19 protein-coding genes are annotated in these 16,706 nt (G+C 66.4%); 8 read left to right on the top strand and 11 right to left on the bottom strand.

The features are described 5' to 3' along the window. The first annotated feature begins 221 nt into the window (after nucleotides 1-221). Complete coding sequence (lepA, locus tag EKM57_RS19870; protein WP_129794279.1) at nucleotides 222-2,042, top strand: translation elongation factor 4; 1,821 nt, start codon at nucleotides 222-224, stop codon at nucleotides 2,040-2,042. 164 nt (nucleotides 2,043-2,206) lie between these two features. On the opposite strand, the gene EKM57_RS22585 is transcribed toward lepA, so the two are convergent. From EKM57_RS22585 to EKM57_RS22035, 4 genes are all read right to left on the bottom strand, one after another. Next, nucleotides 2,207-2,794: a hypothetical protein gene (locus EKM57_RS22585; RefSeq protein ID WP_243451156.1), complete on the bottom strand. Its 588-nt coding sequence runs from the start codon at nucleotides 2,792-2,794 to the stop codon at nucleotides 2,207-2,209. Then, on the bottom strand, nucleotides 2,778-3,464 hold the full coding sequence (gene tcmP / locus EKM57_RS22580; RefSeq protein WP_243451155.1) for a three-Cys-motif partner protein TcmP: 687 nt from the start codon (nucleotides 3,462-3,464) through the stop codon (nucleotides 2,778-2,780). The genes EKM57_RS22585 and tcmP overlap by 17 nt, the downstream gene beginning before the upstream one ends. Before the next feature lie 31 nt (nucleotides 3,465-3,495). Continuing rightward, a complete protein-coding gene (locus EKM57_RS19860) occupies nucleotides 3,496-4,278 on the bottom strand; it encodes a DUF5131 family protein (RefSeq protein WP_129794278.1) in 783 nt (260 codons plus the stop codon). A gap of 300 nt (nucleotides 4,279-4,578) precedes the next feature. Continuing rightward, nucleotides 4,579-5,049: an Lrp/AsnC family transcriptional regulator gene (locus EKM57_RS22035; protein ID WP_165357569.1), complete on the bottom strand. Its 471-nt coding sequence runs from the start codon at nucleotides 5,047-5,049 to the stop codon at nucleotides 4,579-4,581. Between the two features lie 96 nt (nucleotides 5,050-5,145). Between EKM57_RS22035 and EKM57_RS19850 the strand changes: the two genes are divergently transcribed. Next, nucleotides 5,146-5,595 carry a RidA family protein gene (locus EKM57_RS19850; protein ID WP_206185514.1) on the top strand — a complete coding sequence of 150 codons (450 nt, stop codon included), beginning with the start codon at nucleotides 5,146-5,148 and terminating at the stop codon, nucleotides 5,593-5,595. A gap of 27 nt (nucleotides 5,596-5,622) precedes the next feature. Here the strand turns inward: EKM57_RS19850 and EKM57_RS19845 are convergent, their stop codons facing one another. Next, nucleotides 5,623-6,120: a pyridoxamine 5'-phosphate oxidase family protein gene (locus EKM57_RS19845; RefSeq protein ID WP_129794275.1), complete on the bottom strand. Its 498-nt coding sequence runs from the start codon at nucleotides 6,118-6,120 to the stop codon at nucleotides 5,623-5,625. Between the two features lie 193 nt (nucleotides 6,121-6,313). On the opposite strand from EKM57_RS19845, the gene EKM57_RS19840 reads away from it, so the two are divergent. Further along, nucleotides 6,314-6,802: a pyridoxamine 5'-phosphate oxidase family protein gene (locus EKM57_RS19840; protein WP_129794274.1), complete on the top strand. Its 489-nt coding sequence runs from the start codon at nucleotides 6,314-6,316 to the stop codon at nucleotides 6,800-6,802. A 172-nt stretch (nucleotides 6,803-6,974) separates the two neighbouring features. After that, complete coding sequence (locus EKM57_RS19835; RefSeq protein WP_129794273.1) at nucleotides 6,975-7,460, top strand: hypothetical protein; 486 nt, start codon at nucleotides 6,975-6,977, stop codon at nucleotides 7,458-7,460. Nucleotides 7,461-7,577: 117 nt separating this feature from the next. Here the strand turns inward: EKM57_RS19835 and EKM57_RS19830 are convergent, their stop codons facing one another. Both EKM57_RS19830 and EKM57_RS19825 read right to left on the bottom strand, forming a co-directional pair. Beyond that, complete coding sequence (locus EKM57_RS19830) at nucleotides 7,578-7,760, bottom strand: hypothetical protein (RefSeq protein ID WP_129794272.1); 183 nt, start codon at nucleotides 7,758-7,760, stop codon at nucleotides 7,578-7,580. A 163-nt stretch (nucleotides 7,761-7,923) separates the two neighbouring features. After that, nucleotides 7,924-8,421, bottom strand: coding sequence for a hypothetical protein (locus tag EKM57_RS19825; RefSeq protein WP_129794271.1), 498 nt, complete (start codon nucleotides 8,419-8,421; stop codon nucleotides 7,924-7,926). Between the two features lie 427 nt (nucleotides 8,422-8,848). On the opposite strand from EKM57_RS19825, the gene EKM57_RS19820 reads away from it, so the two are divergent. After that, nucleotides 8,849-9,085, top strand: coding sequence for a hypothetical protein (locus tag EKM57_RS19820; RefSeq protein WP_129794270.1), 237 nt, complete (start codon nucleotides 8,849-8,851; stop codon nucleotides 9,083-9,085). Between the two features lie 113 nt (nucleotides 9,086-9,198). Beyond that, on the top strand, nucleotides 9,199-9,531 hold the full coding sequence (locus EKM57_RS19815) for a PilZ domain-containing protein (protein WP_129794269.1): 333 nt from the start codon (nucleotides 9,199-9,201) through the stop codon (nucleotides 9,529-9,531). 192 nt (nucleotides 9,532-9,723) lie between these two features. Here the strand turns inward: EKM57_RS19815 and EKM57_RS19810 are convergent, their stop codons facing one another. Together EKM57_RS19810 and EKM57_RS19805 are read right to left on the bottom strand one after the other, a co-directional pair. Then, nucleotides 9,724-10,518, bottom strand: coding sequence for a DUF1206 domain-containing protein (locus EKM57_RS19810; RefSeq protein WP_129794268.1), 795 nt, complete (start codon nucleotides 10,516-10,518; stop codon nucleotides 9,724-9,726). A 127-nt stretch (nucleotides 10,519-10,645) separates the two neighbouring features. Next, on the bottom strand, nucleotides 10,646-12,406 hold the full coding sequence (locus tag EKM57_RS19805) for a DUF885 family protein (protein ID WP_129794267.1): 1,761 nt from the start codon (nucleotides 12,404-12,406) through the stop codon (nucleotides 10,646-10,648). 104 nt (nucleotides 12,407-12,510) lie between these two features. Between EKM57_RS19805 and EKM57_RS19800 the strand changes: the two genes are divergently transcribed. Next, on the top strand, nucleotides 12,511-12,720 hold the full coding sequence (locus tag EKM57_RS19800) for a dodecin (RefSeq protein ID WP_129794266.1): 210 nt from the start codon (nucleotides 12,511-12,513) through the stop codon (nucleotides 12,718-12,720). A gap of 156 nt (nucleotides 12,721-12,876) precedes the next feature. Continuing rightward, nucleotides 12,877-14,292: a peptide MFS transporter gene (locus EKM57_RS19795; RefSeq protein WP_129794265.1), complete on the top strand. Its 1,416-nt coding sequence runs from the start codon at nucleotides 12,877-12,879 to the stop codon at nucleotides 14,290-14,292. A 47-nt stretch (nucleotides 14,293-14,339) separates the two neighbouring features. Here the strand turns inward: EKM57_RS19795 and fumC are convergent, their stop codons facing one another. Both fumC and EKM57_RS19785 read right to left on the bottom strand, forming a co-directional pair. Continuing rightward, entirely contained in the window at nucleotides 14,340-15,731 is a 1,392-nt protein-coding gene (gene fumC, locus EKM57_RS19790) for a class II fumarate hydratase (RefSeq protein WP_129794264.1), read from the bottom strand. A gap of 93 nt (nucleotides 15,732-15,824) precedes the next feature. After that, nucleotides 15,825-16,625 carry a serine protease gene (locus tag EKM57_RS19785; protein WP_129794263.1) on the bottom strand — a complete coding sequence of 267 codons (801 nt, stop codon included), beginning with the start codon at nucleotides 16,623-16,625 and terminating at the stop codon, nucleotides 15,825-15,827. Between the last annotated feature and the right edge of the window lie 81 nt (nucleotides 16,626-16,706).

The raw sequence follows: 16,706 nt of genomic DNA, 5'->3' as shown, positions 1-16,706 counted from the left end.
CGGCCGGCCAAGTCCGCCGGGGAAGCCGGGATGGATCCCGCCCCTCGGGGAGCGCCTCGATCAGCGCCGCCCGGTTGACGAGGACCGGTCGCGGGTCCGGCGTAGGTTCGCCTCCGCGCTACCCATGCGAGCCAAGGGAATGGCCCGGCCGCGAAAGGTGCGGACGACGGTCGGTCGGCGCCCTTTGCCTCCTTCACCGCCGGTGCTAGGGCCCGCCCGCAATGACCGACCTCTCCAAGATCCGAAATTTCAGCATCATCGCGCATATCGACCATGGCAAGTCGACGCTCGCCGACCGGCTGATCCAGCTCACCGGCGGGCTCACCGAGCGCGAAATGTCGGCCCAGGTGCTCGACAATATGGATATCGAGCGCGAGCGCGGCATCACCATCAAGGCGCAGACCGTACGGCTCGACTACAAGGCCCAGGACGGCGAGACCTATGTCCTCAACCTGATGGACACGCCCGGCCATGTCGACTTCGCTTATGAGGTGAGCCGCAGCCTCGCCGCCTGCGAGGGCGCCCTCCTGGTCGTCGACGCGGCCCAGGGCGTCGAGGCCCAGACCCTCGCCAACGTCTACCAGTCGATCGAGCACGACCATGAGATCGTGCCGGTGATCAACAAGATCGACCTTCCCGCCGCCGACCTCGACAAGGTGAAGAAGGAGATAGAGGACATTGTCGGCCTCCCCGCCGACGACGCCGTCCTCACCAGCGCCAAGACCGGGATCGGCATCGCCGAGGTGCTGGAGGCGATCGTCACCCGGATCCCGCCGCCCAAGGGGGATCGCGACGCACCGCTGAAGGCGATGCTCGTCGATTCGTGGTACGATCCTTATCTCGGCGTCGTCATCCTGGTCCGGGTCATCGACGGGGCGATCCGCAAGGGCCAGAACGTCAAGTTCATGGCCGGCGGCACCACCCACCTGGTCGACCGGGTCGGCGCCTTCCGGCCCAAGATCGAGCAGCTCGCCGAGCTGGGGCCGGGCGAGATCGGTTTCATCACCGCCCAGATCAAGGACATCAGCGAAACCCGGGTCGGCGACACGATCACCGACGTGCGCCGTCCGGCGGCCGAGGCGCTTCCGGGCTTCAAGCTCGTCCAGCCGGTCGTCTTCTGCGGCCTCTTCCCGGTCGACGCCGCCGATTTCGAGAAATTGCGGGAGTCTATCTCGAAGCTGCGGCTCAACGACGCCAGCTTCAGCTTCGAGATGGAGACGTCGGCCGCCTTGGGCTTCGGTTTTCGCTGCGGCTTCCTCGGGCTTCTCCACCTCGAGATCATCCAGGAGCGGCTGACCCGCGAATATGATCTCGATCTCATTACCACCGCACCGAGCGTCGTCTACAGGATCCACCTTACGAAGGCCGCGGGCGAGGCGGGCGGCCGCATCGTCGAGCTCCACAATCCGGCCGACATGCCCGATCCCAACCGCATCGAGATGATCGAGGAGCCGTGGATCGAAGCGACCATCTACGTGCCCGACGAATATCTCGGCCCCATCCTCAAGCTCTGCCAGGACCGCCGCGGCATCCAGAAGAACCTGACCTACGTCGCCGGCCGGGCCCAACTCACCTACGAGCTGCCGCTCAACGAGGTCGTCTTCGACTTTTACGACCGGCTCAAGTCGATCAGCCGCGGCTATGCCAGTTTCGACTATCACCAGATCGGCCACCGCGAGGGCGACCTCGTCAAGATGAGCATCCTGGTCAACAACGAGCCGGTCGACGCTTTGTCGATGATCGTCCACCGCGCCGCCGCCGAAGCGCGCGGCCGCCACATGTGCGAGCGCCTCAAGGACCTCATCCCCCGCCACATGTTCAAGATCCCGATCCAGGCCGCGATCGGCGGCAAGGTGATCGCCCGCGAGACCATCGCCGCGCTGAGGAAGGACGTCACGGCGAAATGCTATGGCGGGGACATCACGCGGAAGAAGAAGCTCCTGGAAAAGCAGAAGGAGGGGAAGAAGCGGATGCGGGAATATGGGAGCGTGAGTATCCCGCAGGAAGCGTTTATTGCGGCGCTGAGGATGGGGGAGGAGTAGCGCGGGCTTTTACGTTCCCATCCTAGCGAGCTAAAGGGCGATCACCACTGTGTTGTGGATGCGACATAGTGGAACGGAGCGAAGTTACGAGCGCAGGCTGACTACGGATCATCAACCGATGTGCTCAGAATACGCGGATCAGAGATGCGCGCGTTATGCTAACTTCAGGGACGCCTTGTCGCATCCAGAAACATCGGAAAGAAACTCTTCTGGCGCTTGAGTTTTAGGATGTCGCCAATCCCGATTGTATGAGCGTTGCGTCGTTCTCCACCCGCGGGTGTTAGTACCTCCACGTCCGGATTCTCGATGATCGCCTCGTGAATGTCATCAGTGTGCGCCGGCGTCGCATTGTAGATGCTTTCGTAGAATTCGCTCACTCCGAGCGCGTCCCCTGAATGCGAGATAAGGCGTGGAATGTCGGATATGAGCTGGGTCCGGGCATCCTCCCGACCGGAGGCATCGAATAGGTAGAGCGACCCATCCTCTTGATCGGGGTTATAGGAAAGCATGTTTAGGCCCGAACGGCCGAAATGGGCCTGGTCGCTGCTGTTCCGGTGCAGCACATTGTTATAGACCTGCCGCGCGCGATAGCTGTTAGCGAAGTGAATCAGCCAATATCGCCAGCCGGTGGGATTGTTGATGGAGAAGGGGCTAACAAACGGCGCGCATCGCTCGAACGTTCCAAACACCAAGCGCTCGGCCGCCCCGAGCCAAGTGTTCTTACCCATCAACCCATCAAGCGCCAAGCTCAATCGAGTTGATGCCAAAGGGACGAAGTTGCGCCTTGAGGCGATCGGGATCCGATTTCTCGAGAAATGACAACAACGCCTCTATCGCGAAGGTATAGAATACCTCCACGGAGGGATGCTGCGTCGAACGCATAATGTCGAGCAGCGTTCTATGTTCGACACGGCTGTGTCCGCATTGGTCCAGATTGAACAGGACGTTGCGATAGCGGCCCGCGCTAATGAACTCTTTGACGCGGGGATAGGCGCCCTCGAAGGTGTGGTTCAAATACTCAACCCGAAGATGAAGCCGGGGTACACTCTCGGCAATCTCAGCCTGCAGCGGTGCCATGTGGCCTTTGAGGCCCTCGATCGCGTCACGGCTCAAGTCGTTGAGGATCAACAGGCACTCCATCTCGATGAGTGCGAAGCCGTTCACGGCGCGTTGCATGTTGGCACCCTCGATCGCTCGCTTCAGCTCCTCAATGAAGATGACCGGAGAGCCGGCCGTGCCGCACTTGTAACGGCCGCCGCCAGCGAATCCTTCGACAATGGCGAGCCGGAACCGCTCCTGTTGAGGATGCTGGCAGCGCACTGCCAAATACTCCGCAAAATATTCCCTCAGAATTTTATGCTTGCGCCGCGAATGATCCTCTAGCGTCGCGCCCTCAGCCCACTCATACGGCTTCTCGGCCATCTAGTCCCCCGCCGCTGACGCCAGTCCCGCACTAGAGGCTGGCGGAAAAGGCCGCCGGCATATCGTTCCAGGTTCTCCCGCGATATTCGCGACCGTTCGCCTTTTTAGACCGGCGTTTGTTGTCTTTACCCCACGTTCCCCATTGCTTAAAGAAAAAAGCCGTGCCGTAGGTAAGACATTGCGCATGGATCTCATCGATCCACGCCTCGCGGATAGGACGCGCCGAGCGCCCGCTTTCGCCGCCAACGATTGCCCAGTCGATGCCGGAAAGATCAACCTCGCCAACTGAGCCGATCAGCGGCTCAAACGATAGGAAACGGATCGCTGCGGGCACAGCGCGCAGGTGGCCGATGCGCTCAGCGACATCGGCATTCTCGACACTCGTTCCGAGCCAGACGTTGGGCAGCACGTCGCCGATCAAGGTCGAAACCACCGTTGCCATCCGCTCAGGCCGCTTAGTGAGGATTTGATAGTGGTGACGGGGCGTCTCGCGCATGACCTTCCAGACAGCGAGGATGAACATGTCGCTCACGCCTTCGTGGAATAGATCACTCATCGAGTTGACGAAGATCTTGCGCGGCTTTCGCCAACGATGTGGGTTGGCGAGCGCGCTCGAATCCTCCCGGACCTTCCCGTTCCAGATCGTGCGGCCGCCGCTGCGGCGGGTCAGGCCGGCATATTTGGCGGCACCCATTGCCTCCAGTCGACGGGCCATGTCCATTGCATAGCAATGTGTGCAGCCAGCGCTCGTAATCGAGCAGCCGACCACCGGATTCCACGTGGCATCCGTCCATTCTATCTGCGACTCTGACATCGCAATCTCGTCATTCTCCTGGCGCCCCTATCCTGCGACGGCCCATACACCAACTAGAACAAGTATGGAACGTGTTCGTTGCGGCCTCAAACCGTGCCAACGGGGTGGGTCTCGAACGCGACACCGAGGCGCTTGCACCACGTCGAAGATGGCGGCGAGAAATCTACGCCTCGCAACAATTGGAATTCTGGGCACATCCTACTCAAATCGCCCGGAATTCCGGGGACACAACACTGAATTCACGGCGCCGGCCACTCGACGCGCACGACTTACGCCGCAACTCTACGCGTTCTTCGGCATTCAGCCAGTAGCAGCCTGCGAAGCCGCCAGTGAGTTCGCCGTAGGCCCCACCCCCTCAACCTTGTCTTCCTTCAGCACGAACGACGTCTCCACCGCCGTCACGCCGGCCAGCCCCGAAATCTCGTCCCGCGCCCGGTTGATCTCCGCCACGCTCCCGGCGCCCACCTCCACCATCAGGTCGATCGGCCCGCTCAGCGAGTAGCAGCGCCGCACGTCGCCGCGGGCGCCGATCGCGCGGACCACCTCCGGGTCGGGCGTCCTGTTCAGGCGGACGAGGAGGATCGCCGCGCAGCCATTGGGCGGCGGCGGGGTCTCGATGGTGAAGCGGACGATTTCGCCGCGCGCCACCAGCCGCTGGATCCGCTCGCGCACGCTGCTGGCCGAGAGCGACACCGCCCCGGCCAGCGCCTTGAGCGGGCGGCTGGCATCCTCCCGAAGCAGCGCGATCAGCCGGCGGTCAATCGCGTCCATGGCAACCGAAAAAAAGAACGGGCCCAACCGAAAATCGAACGGCTGCGCCGCCGGCGCGGCCGGGGCAGGAGGAAGGCGGCTGAAGGAGAGGGACCGATGAAGCGACGCGATGTGCTGGGATTGGCGCTGGCGGGCGGCATCGGATCGAGCCTCTCCGGCCCGGAGCGGAGCAACCCCATGTCGATCAGACCGATCAATCCGAGCGGCAACGCCTTCGCCGATGCCTGCGAGGTCTCGAGCTTCACGCGACTCCTCTTCGTCAGCGGCCAGGTCCCGGCCCATCCGGACGGCAGCGTCCCTCCCGATTATCCGAGCCAATATCGCCTCGCCTGGGCGAATGTCGAACGGCAATTGAACGCGGCCGGAATGACCTACGACAATCTCGTCAAGGTGACGATCTTCCTCTCCGATCGTGCGCTGATCGCCCAGAGCGCCGGCCTTCGCCAGGAGATATTGCGGGCGCACGATCCCGCCGTCACGATCGTGCTGACCGGCATCTATGACGAGGCGTGGCTGCTCGAGATCGAGGCCGTCGCCGCGGCTTGAGGCCCGGCGATCGGCGGGGCTGGGGCGTCAGCGGCCGTCCATCTCCACCTCGGCCACTTTGTCCGCATAATCCTTCTTCGGATCCGCGCCGAGCAGCATCTTCACGCCCGCGAACAGGCTGTTCTCGTTGAGCCAGATCTGAGCGCTTTCGGGATCGAAGCGGAGCAACTTGAGCTTGGGATCGTCGCGCCCCTCTTCGAACCACGCCGCGACGAAGCGATTCCACAGCCGGTCGATCGTCGCCGGATCGTCGTCCGGCACCAGCCGGCCCTCGATCGACGCGAACAGCTCGTGCCCCTTCGCCGCGAAGTGGAGCAAGGCCGGCGCGCCGGGGCCGAGATCGCGCACCAGGTCGGCCTCGGTCGAGGTGAAGAACCAGATCGGCCCACGCCCCTCGCGGCCGCCGAGCTGCGCCGTCATCGGCTGCGCGCGGCGCTCGGCGCGGTCGGCGAGGCCCAACATCACCGTCATGTCGTCGGCGATGGCCCTCCAGAATCGGGCTTCGAGCGCGGCTTCGTTCGGCATCGCTTCATCCTTCCTGTCGGGCCGCCCAACCCCGGATGCGAGGCCGAAGTTCCGGGGCTCGATGCGTCGCCCGACGACCGAGTGCGGTGATGCGCTCGGCCCGGCCCTGCCGTTCGGCGAGCCGCCGCCGGACCGGGAACCTCTCCCCCCTCCCGGACCTTGGTCCATCGAACCCCACCAAGGAGGCCCACCCATGCCCGACACCAACGACACCGCCCACGTCTGGGAGCTGATGGAGAAGATCACCTTCTGCATGCTCTCCAGCCATGACGGCGAGGAGATACGATCGCGCCCGATGGCCGCTTATGTCCGGCCCGAGGAGAATCTCATCTACTTCCTCACCGATGCCGAGAGCGCCAAGGATGACGAGATCGCGGCGCGGCCGCAGGTCAATCTCGCCTTCGCCGACCCGTCCGGCCAGAATTATGTCTCGCTCGTCGGCCGGGCGGCCGTGTCGAACGACCGCGAGAAGATCAGGGACCTGTTCGGCACGCCGGCCAAGGCCTGGTGGGACAGCCCCGACGATCCCTCCATCCGCGTCCTCAAGGTGACTCCGGTCGAGGCGCAATATTGGGACAGCCCCGGCACGCTGCGCGCCTACATCCGCATGGCCGCCGCCGCCGTCTCCGATACGCGCCCGGCGATGGGCAGGAACGAGAAGGTGGACATGGCTTCCGGCTGACGGGAGCGCCGGGGCCCACGACGAGGGGCGCGCCTTCCGGCCTGTCCAGACGCGCATCTCTCGCCGGCGCGACATTCGCCCGCGCAGAACCGACGTTCGCCCGCAATCCTGCTTCCCCTCCCCCGCGGCGGGCTCCCAACGAGGTCGCCGGACCTTTGAGAGAGGAGCAGACATGATCGAGCAGACCGCCGGTTCCGGCGCCGTGCAGAATGGAACGGCCACGGCCATACTTGCCGGCGGTCTCGTGGCAGGGGCGATCGATATCGCTTATGCGTTCGCCGCCAACTATCTCCAGAGCGGCATGTCGCCGACCCGGGTCCTCCAGGCGGTCGCGAGCGGACTGATCGGCCGGGACGCGTTCCAGGGCGGTGCCGCGGCCGCCGCACTCGGCCTGGTCCTTCACTTCGCGATGACCGTCGCCATGGCGGCCATCTTCCTCGCGGCGGTTCGCGCGCTGCCGCCGCTGCGCCAGCACATGCTCCTCGCGGGACTGGTCTATGGCGGCCTCATCTACTTCGCGATGCGCTGGGTGATCGTGCCGCTCTCGGGCTTTCCCGGAGACCTCAGGACCTTCGGCGCGCTCGAATTCGCCGTCCACGTCCTCGGTGTCGGCCTGGTCATCGCCCTCGCCGTCCGCCGGTTCGCGCCCATCCCCTGAAAGATCCGGCGGCGCGCGCCCGGCCTGCCCGACCCGTCGCGCCACACACCCATTACTTTCTCCGACATCATCCCGGCTCCCGACCCTCGAGGATGCGAAGGGCAGGGGGCCCGCGCATCACCGGGGAGCGGACGCCTCGTCCCTGGTCTCGATCTCGCCTTGCACGCGCCACACGATCAGGCCCGGACGGCGCCAGTCCACCACGGCGTGGCCTGCAGCCACGGCGTCGGTCTCGGCCTCCAGGCGCGTCGTCCGCCATGGGCCGGTCCAGGTCTCTGCGCGATATCGATAGTGCGGCAAGGGCTTCGAACTTCTGACGAAATGAACCCCGGCGAGACGATCCGCCGGGGTGCTGCGCGCGAAGGGCTCGCGCCTGCCGGGGTCGCCTGCGGCCTCGGGGAATCGCGATCGGCGGAGCGCCGCCTGTGGATCCCGGCCGCCAAGCCGGCAAGACGATCGACGCTCAACCTGTGCCGCGAGCTTTCTGTCCCTCGTCCTCGGTCAGCACGCCGATCTTGAGCAGGCGGTTCGTGGCGCCCGCCAGGTCGCCGAGCTGCTGGCGGACGAGCTTCCTCACGCCCAGCCGGCGCGTCAGATCCTCGGCGAAAAAGACCGAGCCGTCCTCCAGCCGCGTGAGCAGGCCTTTCGCGATCATTTCGTTCACCTTGCGGCGCGTCGATTCACGGTTGAGCCCGGTCGCATGGGCGATCGAGGCCACGTTGCACTTCTGCAACGAGGCCGGGTCGATCGGGACGTCGAGCCGCTGCTGCTCGGGGGCGATGTCGGTCCTCAGCAGGCGTTCGGCGGTGATCGCGACGACCGCAACCATAATCATCGCGCAGTCATAGCTGGGGACAAGGCTCCGCCAGCCGAGCATCGCGCGCAGCGTGTACATGGCGAGCACGATGACGGCAGGGCGATCCTTCGCCTCGAGCAGCGTCTCGTCGACACGGACCGGCATCCTGGCCCTCCGATCCCACCCATTCCCTTCTTACCCCAAAATTGCGTTCAGGTCGCGGGGGATCGGCAAGGGGCGTCGCGGGCGCAACCAGCCGACCGCGGCCTGCGCCAGGATACAAAAAACCTTCCTTGACCGTGTTATGCTCGGGAAAGACGAAAAAGGGCTCTTTGACATCGTGAGTTGCCTCCACCCCCAGGTCCCCGTCCGGGGGCTGGTCTGCTGGGGGCGCCGAAGGCCATGGCGAAAAAATTCCTTTTTCGATGGAAAGTTTGTTACCTTCCACCGGCCGTCTGCTCGCCGTCCGGATGCGGCCGGGGGCTCCGGTCCGGACGGGCCGAATTCATTTGCCATGAAGTCTCAAAGGGCCCACGCCGGTCGGCGACCCCCACATCCGAGTCCCGGGCATAGGGACAGGAAGGACAGCATCATGACGACGCCCGAGGAATATCAGGCGAAGGCGGACAAGGCGCTCGCCGAACTCGCCGAGGCGAAGACGGAAGCGGAACGGACACGGCTGAAGCGCGCCCACGGCGCCTATCTCAAGCTCGCCACCCACGGCGCCGAGGCCGCCGAGCGCGCCGCAACGCGGCCGGCGCCGAAGATCCGGCCCGAAAAGCAGCCCACCGCTGCCGGCACCCGCACCTCCGGCTGGACGTTCAGATAGTCAGGCCCCCCGGCGTCGGACGGAAACGGTTAACGCCGCGTTGACGTCGATTCCCCGGAACTTCGCGGCCCGCGACCCGCTTTGCGCAGCATGGGCAGGCCAGGCGGGGCTCGATGAACAGTCCAACGAATGCAAAAGGCTATGAGGCTCTGCGGGCGAGCCGGAGGCTGAAGGTCTTTCAGCCCGCCACCCTGCTCGGAGCGGACGGAAGGCTGCGCGTCCACCTGCTCGACGTCTCGCGCACCGGCGTCCTCGGCCACGCCGCTTCCCCGCCCGCGCCCGGCTCACGGGTCGAGCTCGACTGCGCCGGCCAGCTCAGGCCCGCGCTGGTCCGGTGGAACGATGGCCCGCGCTTCGGCCTCGAGTTCGAGCAACCCCTTCCCGACGAGCGGATGGAGCAGATCGCCCGCCAGGGTGGAGCGCTGCCGCCGACCCCGGCCGATTGACGGCTAGAGCATCGTGCGGAAAAGCGGGAACCGGTTTTCCGCAAACACGATGCAACAACAAATACCTAGAGCACGTGCGGAAAAGTGGGAACCGGTTTTCCGCAAACACGATGCGACAACAAATACCTGGAGCGGGCTCGGTGACTCCGATCTTGCGCCGCCCGCTCTGGTCGGCGCCCCCGCCAAGGGGGCTCATCCCCACGACCGCTGCAGCCGCGCGACGATATGGGGGTCGTTGATCCGGCGGTGACGGGCCTCGACCAGGCTGAACAGCCCGAACAGAGCCAGCCCGCCGGCGACGAGGAATTGCAGGTCCGACGGCAGCGCCTCGAGTGCCTGCCCCATTCCCCCGGCCTCCTCGGCGTCCGCGCTTTGAAAGGTTCGCCACAGGAACCAGGCCATCACCAGGAAGACGATGCCGCGCGCCGCATAGCCGGCACGCCCGAGCCAGGCGACCCAGGGCCGGTGGGCGACGCGCCCGTCGAGATGCTTGAGGAAGGACAGCTTGACCGCCCGCACCAGCTGGAAGGCGCCCACGCCCAGCAGGATCGCGGCGCCGGCTAGCAGCGCGATCTCGCCGCCCGGCCAGTCGAGCGCGGTCGAGGCGCCCTGCTCGATCCGGTCGCCGTCGCCGCCGCCGCCGCCCGCATCCCGCAGCGCCAGCTTGGCCGCCGCCCAGGCGAGGCCGAGATGGATGAGTCCCGACATCGCCCCGCCCGCCCGGACCAGTGCTCCCGAAAGCCCGTCGCCATGACCTTCGCTGTCGATCGCCGCGTCGGTCAGCCGCCAGAGCCCGTAGCCGACGAAGCCCACCACCATTCCGGCAAGGACCACCCGTCCGCCGGTGCTGGACAGGATGGCGAGCGCGCCGGCGCCGTCCTCGGTGCGGCCGAGGCGCAGGGCGAGATAGCCGATCAGCAGATACATCAGACCGCGCGCCGCGAACCCGAGCCGCGCCATCGCCTCCAACCGACCGACCGTGAACATGAGCGCACTCCCTTTCGCCAACGCAACGAAGGCGCAGGCGGAGAGTTGCGCGCCGGCATGCGCGGGAGGGACTCTCCTGTGGGGCTCAGCCCGAACGGTGCCGTGTTCGAATTCGTCGCGGATCGCCTTACGCGGCCCGCGCCCGCTCCGCCGCGATCCACCCGTCGATCTCGGCCTCGAGCACGTCCAGCGGCACCGATCCGTTGCGCAGCACCGCGTCGTGGAACCGGCGCAGGTCGAACCGGTCGCCTAGCGCCCGCTCGGCGCGCTGGCGAAGCTCGATGATTTTCAGCCGGCCGATCATGTAGCCCAGGGCCTGGCCCGGCCAGCTGATGTAGCGGTTGACCTCGGCCTCGATATTCGCCTCGCTCAACGCCGTATTGTCGCGCATGAACGCGATCGCCCGGGCCTTGTCCCAGCCGAAGGCGTGGATTCCGGTGTCGACCACCAGCCGCGCCGCCCGCCACATCTGGTAGGAAAGCTGGCCCATCCGCCGTTCCGGCGTGTCGTAGAGGTTCATCTCCTCGCCCAGGCTTTCGGCATAGAGTCCCCAGCCTTCGGTGAAGGCGGTGAAGAAGGCGAAGTTCCGCCGGAACGGCGCGAGGTCCATCTCCTGCTGGAGCGCGATCTGGAGATGATGGCCGGGCACCGCTTCGTGCAGGCTGAGCGCCGGCACCTCCCAGAGCGGCCGCTGATCGAGCTTGGAGGTGTTGACGTAATAGGTGCCGGCGATGCCGCTCTCCGCCGATCCCGGCATGTAATAGGCGGTGGTCGTCCCTTCGGCGATCTCGGCCGGTATTTCCCTGATGCCGTAGGGCAGCCGCGGCAGCGTTCCGAACAAAGCGGGGAGATGGCCGTCGATCGTCTTGGTGACCCGCGCCGTCTCGCGCATCAGCTGCTCGGGCTCGGTCGCATAATAGCGCGGGTCGGTGCGCAGCGCCTGGATGAAGGCCTCGCGGCTGGGATGGCCGGCCTCGCGCGCCACTTCCTCCATCTCGGCGCGGATCCGCGCCACCTCGCGAAGGCCGATATCGTGGATCTGCTGCGCGCTGAGATCGGTCGTCGTGCTGCTGCGCGCTCGGAAGGCATAGAATTCCTCGCCCTGCGGCTGCGCCGAAACGCTGTCGGTCCGCGCGCAATGGGGCTTATATTCCCGCGTGTAGAATTCGAGATGCTTGGCGTAGGCCGGGTTGATCGCCTCGGTGACGATCCGGCGCGCCCGCGCCTGCATCGCCGTCCAGTCCGCCTCGCTTATCGTCGACGGTCGCTCCCGGGCGAAGGGCTCGTAGAAGCGCGACTGCGTCGGGTCCTCGGCGATCACCCCTTCGATCGAGCGCTCATGACCTTCGAGCACCGAGCAGGGGAGCACGTAGCCGCCGCGCACGGCATCGGCCGTGATCGCCAGCGCCTGGTCGTTGAGCCGAGGATACTGGGCGATCCGGGCGAGATAGGATTCGAAGTCGGCGCGGGTGCGCAGGGGGAGGATGCGCGCCAGGCCGGCAAAGGCCTGGTGCCAGCCGCCATAGGTCGAGAAGAGCATGTCGCGCTGGCCGAAGCGACTCTCCTCGACCGTCTCGGCAAGCGTGCGCCGCAATATCGCATGGGTGACGCGGTCCTCGGCGCCGAGCTCGGCGGCAGGGATGCTGTCGACGCGTTCGAGAAACGCCTGCGCCTCGCGCACGCGCCGCTCGCGTGCCTCGGGCGAAAGGTCGTCGATGCGCGCGTCATGGTCGCGTACCCCCAGAGTCGTCGCCTGAATCGGATTTTCGCGCAGAAGCCATTGATAATGCTCGTCGAGCAGGACGCGCAGATCATCGGCCGGCGCGGCCATGACCGGAGCCGCGAAGGCCAAGGCGGCCGCGGTGAGCAGAAGGCGAGCAGGGCGCATAGGTGTCTCCCAGAACCTTTCCGCCCTTCGGGGACGGAGAGGCGGCAAGCCTATCGAGGGAACGGCTCCGCGCAAGCGTTGTTGGGAGCGCAGGAGGAGGCCGCATGAGCAACCATGTCTACAAGGTCGTCGAGATCGTCGGCAGTTCGCCCGACAGCATCGAAGGCGCGATCGAGACCGCGATCGCCCGCGCCTCGAAAACGGTCAGGGAGATTCGCTGGTTCGAAGTGGCCGACACGCGCGGCCACGTCGAGGACGGGAAGATCGGTCACTACCAGGTGACGCTGCGCATCGGCTTCACTTTGGCCGACTGAGCCTGCGCCCCTTCCGTAACGGACGCGCGGGGACGCGGCGGCGACGGTCCTGACGTTCGCCTCGCTCGCATCGCCAGACATTACGCTTCGTCGAAAACGGCCTGGCGCCCCGTCCTCGCCCCGCTAAGTTCCCGCCCGCACCGGGGAGGGAATGGCATGACGGACACGGCAGCAACGCTCGATCGGGGCCTCTCGTCCGACCGCTCGTTCTTCGGCCACCCCAAGGGTCTCGCTTTCCTCGCCTTCACCGAGGCCTGGGAGCGCTTCTCCTATTACGGCATGAGCGCCTTGCTGGTCCTCTATATGGTCAACCAGCTCCTGCTGCCCGGCCATGTCGAGAATGTCGCCGGGCTTGCCGGCTTCCGGGGGGTGATCGAAGGGGTGGTCGGCCCTCTCTCGCCGCAGGCCTTCGCCTCTCAGATCTTCGGCCTCTATGCGGGCTTCGTCTATTTCACGCCCGTGCTCGGCGGAATCGTCGCGGACCGGTGGATCGGCCAGCGCAACGCCGTCGTGCTCGGCGCGCTGGCCATGAGCGGCGGGCATGTCGCCATGGCGTTCGACGCCACTTTCCTGCTCGCCTTGCTGCTCCTCGTGCTCGGCTCGGGACTGCTCAAGGGCAATATCTCGGCCCAGGTCGGTGCGCTTTACCCGAAGGAGGACGAGGCCGCCCGCACCCGCGGCTTCGCCATCTTCAGCATGGCGATCAACTTCGGCGCCGTCGCCGGCCCGATCCTGTGCGGCCTTCTGGCGCAACTCTACGGCTGGCACGCGGGCTTCGGCGCGGCCGCCTTGTTCATGCTGGCCGGCCTCGCCACCTATCTTGCCGGCTATCGGCACCTTCCGGCCCGCGTCGAGCGACGGCGGGGGGAGGGGACACGCCTCTCCGGCGGCGACTGGAAGGTGATCGCCGCCCTGATGGCGGTGATGCTGATCACGGTCTTCCAATCGATCGCTTACTACCAGATCTACAATGTCGGGCTGGTCTGGATCCAGTCGCAGGTCGATCTGAGCCTCGGCGCCTTCACCATCCCGGTGCCCTGGTATGCGTCGGTGGATCCGCTGTTCAGCATCCTCGCCGTGCCACTGCTGTTCGCTCTGTGGCGCTGGCAAGCCGCACGCGGCGGCGAGCCCGGCGACCTCGCCAAGATCGGCATCGGCGCCGCTTTGTCGGCCGCGGCCAACCTGCTGCTGGCCGCCGTCGCCCTGCTCTACGGGGAAGCGCCGGTGCATCCGGTCTGGCCGTTTCTCTATGCGGGAATCCTGGGCGTCGCCTTCCTCTGGTACTGGCCGACCCTGCTCGCCTTGGTCTCGCGCGCAGCGCCGGCCGGCGTCAACGCCACCCTGATGGGCGTCGCCTTCCTCACCTTGTTCGTCGCGAACAATCTGATCGGCTGGATCGGCGGATTCTACGAAACATTCGGGGCGCCGATGTTCTGGCTCCTCCATGCCGCCATCGGCGCAGCCGGCGCCGTCCTCGTCCTTCTCTTCAGCCGGCCGCTGGCGCGCGCGTTCTTGGCCGAGGAACGCCAGCCCCTCCGCCCCGCGGCGCGAGTGACGGAAAAGGAAGTCTAGGAGGATCCGGGGTCGTCTTCCGGCTTTCGCCGCCACGACGCCGCGATCTACCGCCCCAGCATGTTCTCCGGCTTCACCACTCGGTCGAAGGTCGCTTCGTCGACGAGGCCCAAATCGAGGCCGGATTCCTTGAGGGTCAGGCCCTTCTCGTGCGCGTTCTTGGCGATCTTGGCGGCATTGTCGTAGCCGATTTCGGGCGCGAGCGCGGTGACCAGCATCAGCGAGCGATTCATGAGATCGGAGATGCGGCGTTCGTCCGGCTCCATTCCGTCCAGGCAACGTGCGGTGAAGCTCTCCATGCCGGTGGACAGCAGGTCGATCGAACGCAGCACGTTGGCGCCGATCAGCGGCTTGAAGACGTTCAGCTCCATATGGCCCTGGAGGCCGCCGACGGTGACGGCGACATGGTTGCCCATCACCTGGGCGGCAACCATCGTCAGGCTCTCGGCCTGGGTGGGATTGACCTTGCCGGGCATGATCGAGCTGCCCGGCTCGTTTTCGGGCAGCTTCAGCTCGCCCAGGCCGCAGCGAGGGCCGGAGCCCAGCAGCCGGACATCGTTGGCGATCTTGGTCAGCGAGACGGCGAGCGTGTTGAGCACACCGGACAGCTCGACCAGCGTATCGTGGGTCGCCAGTGCCTCGAACTTGTTGGGGGCGGTCTGGAACGGCAGCTGGGTCAGTCTGGCGATCTCCGCCGCGAACTTCTCGCCGAACCCCTTGGGCGCGTTGAGACCGGTGCCTACCGCGGTTCCGCCCTGGGCGAGCTGATAGAGGCGCGGCAGGACCGCTTTGACTCGGGCGATCCCGGCCTCGATCTGCCAGGCATAGCCGGAAAATTCCTGCCCGAGCGTGAGCGGCGTGGCGTCCTGGAGATGGGTGCGGCCGATCTTGACGATCCGGTCCCACTGGGTCGCCTGCTCGTCGAGACGGCGGTGGATGCGCTGCATCGCCGGAAGCAGCCGGTCATGGACGGCGCGGGCGGCGGCGACGTGCATCGCCGTCGGGAAACTGTCGTTGGACGACTGGCCCTTGTTCACATGATCGTTGGGATGCACCGGGTTCTTGCCGCCGCGCTGGCCGGTGAGAATCTCGTTGGCCCGGCCGGCAATCACCTCGTTGGCGTTCATGTTCGACTGGGTGCCCGATCCGGTCTGCCAGATGACGAGCGGGAACTGGTCGTCATGATCGCCCTGAGCGACTTCGCCGGCCGCCTGCTGGATCGCCTCGGCGAGGCCGGCGTCGAGCCCGCCCTCACTGGCGTTCACCCGCGCCGCCGCCTGCTTGACGAAACCGAGGGCGTGGACGATCTCGACCGGCATCTGCTCGCGCAGGCCGAACGGGAAATTCTCGATCGATCGCTGCGTCTGCGCGCCCCAATAAGCGTCCGCGGGGACCTCGATGGGCCCGAAGCTGTCGGTTTCGGTACGGGTGTCGGTCATTCCTGGCCTCTTCGTTGCTCGCGCCGCTGGTAGGACGAACATCGGGCCGGGTGAAGAGGGGGCGTCGGTCCGGTCCCTCCGGAGAGGCGGGATCTAGTTTCCGGCGATCACTTCGGCAATCCAGTCGCCATAGGTCGAGACGCGGGTGAAGGCGACCAGCGGCTGCGGCACGGCACAGCCGGTGCCGAGGCTGACGAGTCCGAGCAGGCGGTCCTCCCCGTCCGCCGACTCGATCACGAGCGGACTGCCCGAATCGCCGACACAGGCCTCCTGCGGCGCCGCAGTTCCGCACAATTTGCCGTCGTCGCTGGTCCCGATTCCGCCCGCCGCGCAATGCGACGCATCGATCAGCCGCGCGTCTGCCCGGCGGAGCCGGTCGGAAAGCTGAGCGGCGGGAGCGCCGGTCTCCGTAAGCGCCCGACCGGCGAGCCGCCCCTCGTAGAAGCTGCCAAAACCGAGCACCGTCGCCCGAGCCGGCTCGGGAAAGGCGATGCCCGCCGGTACGGCGACCAGCGGCCCCGCAACCTCCGCCAGCCTGACCAGCGCGATGTCGTCGCGCTGGCTGGCCGGATCGTAGCTCGGATGTACGAGGAGGCGATCGATGGGCACGTGGCCGGTCTCGGCCGATGGGCGGTCGAGGCGGCTGCGGCCGACCGTGGCCCAGAGGCCCTCGACCGGAATGCGCGCACCGCCGCGGCCGTGGAAGCAATGGGCAGCGGTCAGCACCCAGCGCGGCGCGACGAGAGCGCCCGCGCAGAAATAGACGCGGGTGTCGCTCGTCTGACGAGAGAGGGCGGCGATATAAGGGTAGCGGTCCGCCTCGGCCGGTTCGGCGGCGGAGGCGGGGCCGGACACGGTCAGCGCGGCGGCGAAGGCGGCAATCCAGCGCAGCATGCGTCTTTCAGCGCGTCCGGAGGAGGCCGGGTCGAGGGTTCGGACCGGGGCCGAATCTTGGGCTTTGCCGAGGAACGGATC

The organism is Sphingosinicella sp. CPCC 101087, assembly GCF_004151485.1.
Classification (GTDB): Bacteria; Pseudomonadota; Alphaproteobacteria; order Sphingomonadales; family Sphingomonadaceae; genus Allosphingosinicella.
The sequence above is the reverse complement of the archived record's forward strand: the minus strand, read 5'-3'. Positions and strand labels throughout refer to the sequence as shown.

Bases quoted from the DNA above. Each gene is read 5' to 3' on its own strand.
- EKM57_RS19795 (WP_129794265.1), top strand. From the start codon at position 12,877: ATGACGGACACGGCAGCAACGCTCGATCGGGGCCTCTCGTCCGACCGC.
- EKM57_RS19840 (WP_129794274.1), top strand. From the start codon at position 6,314: ATGCCCGACACCAACGACACCGCCCACGTCTGGGAGCTGATGGAGAAG.
- fumC (WP_129794264.1), bottom strand. From the start codon at position 15,731: ATGACCGACACCCGTACCGAAACCGACAGCTTCGGGCCCATCGAGGTC.
- EKM57_RS19820 (WP_129794270.1), top strand. From the start codon at position 8,849: ATGACGACGCCCGAGGAATATCAGGCGAAGGCGGACAAGGCGCTCGCC.
- EKM57_RS19850 (WP_206185514.1), top strand. From the start codon at position 5,146: ATGAAGCGACGCGATGTGCTGGGATTGGCGCTGGCGGGCGGCATCGGA.
- EKM57_RS19815 (WP_129794269.1), top strand. From the start codon at position 9,199: ATGAACAGTCCAACGAATGCAAAAGGCTATGAGGCTCTGCGGGCGAGC.
- EKM57_RS19805 (WP_129794267.1), bottom strand. From the start codon at position 12,406: ATGCGCCCTGCTCGCCTTCTGCTCACCGCGGCCGCCTTGGCCTTCGCG.
- EKM57_RS19785 (WP_129794263.1), bottom strand. From the start codon at position 16,625: ATGCTGCGCTGGATTGCCGCCTTCGCCGCCGCGCTGACCGTGTCCGGC.
- EKM57_RS19800 (WP_129794266.1), top strand. From the start codon at position 12,511: ATGAGCAACCATGTCTACAAGGTCGTCGAGATCGTCGGCAGTTCGCCC.
- EKM57_RS22035 (WP_165357569.1), bottom strand. From the start codon at position 5,049: ATGGACGCGATTGACCGCCGGCTGATCGCGCTGCTTCGGGAGGATGCC.
- EKM57_RS19825 (WP_129794271.1), bottom strand. From the start codon at position 8,421: ATGCCGGTCCGTGTCGACGAGACGCTGCTCGAGGCGAAGGATCGCCCT.
- EKM57_RS19845 (WP_129794275.1), bottom strand. From the start codon at position 6,120: ATGCCGAACGAAGCCGCGCTCGAAGCCCGATTCTGGAGGGCCATCGCC.
- EKM57_RS19835 (WP_129794273.1), top strand. From the start codon at position 6,975: ATGATCGAGCAGACCGCCGGTTCCGGCGCCGTGCAGAATGGAACGGCC.
- lepA (WP_129794279.1), top strand. From the start codon at position 222: ATGACCGACCTCTCCAAGATCCGAAATTTCAGCATCATCGCGCATATC.
- EKM57_RS19810 (WP_129794268.1), bottom strand. From the start codon at position 10,518: ATGTTCACGGTCGGTCGGTTGGAGGCGATGGCGCGGCTCGGGTTCGCG.
- EKM57_RS19860 (WP_129794278.1), bottom strand. From the start codon at position 4,278: ATGTCAGAGTCGCAGATAGAATGGACGGATGCCACGTGGAATCCGGTG.
- tcmP (WP_243451155.1), bottom strand. From the start codon at position 3,464: ATGGCCGAGAAGCCGTATGAGTGGGCTGAGGGCGCGACGCTAGAGGAT.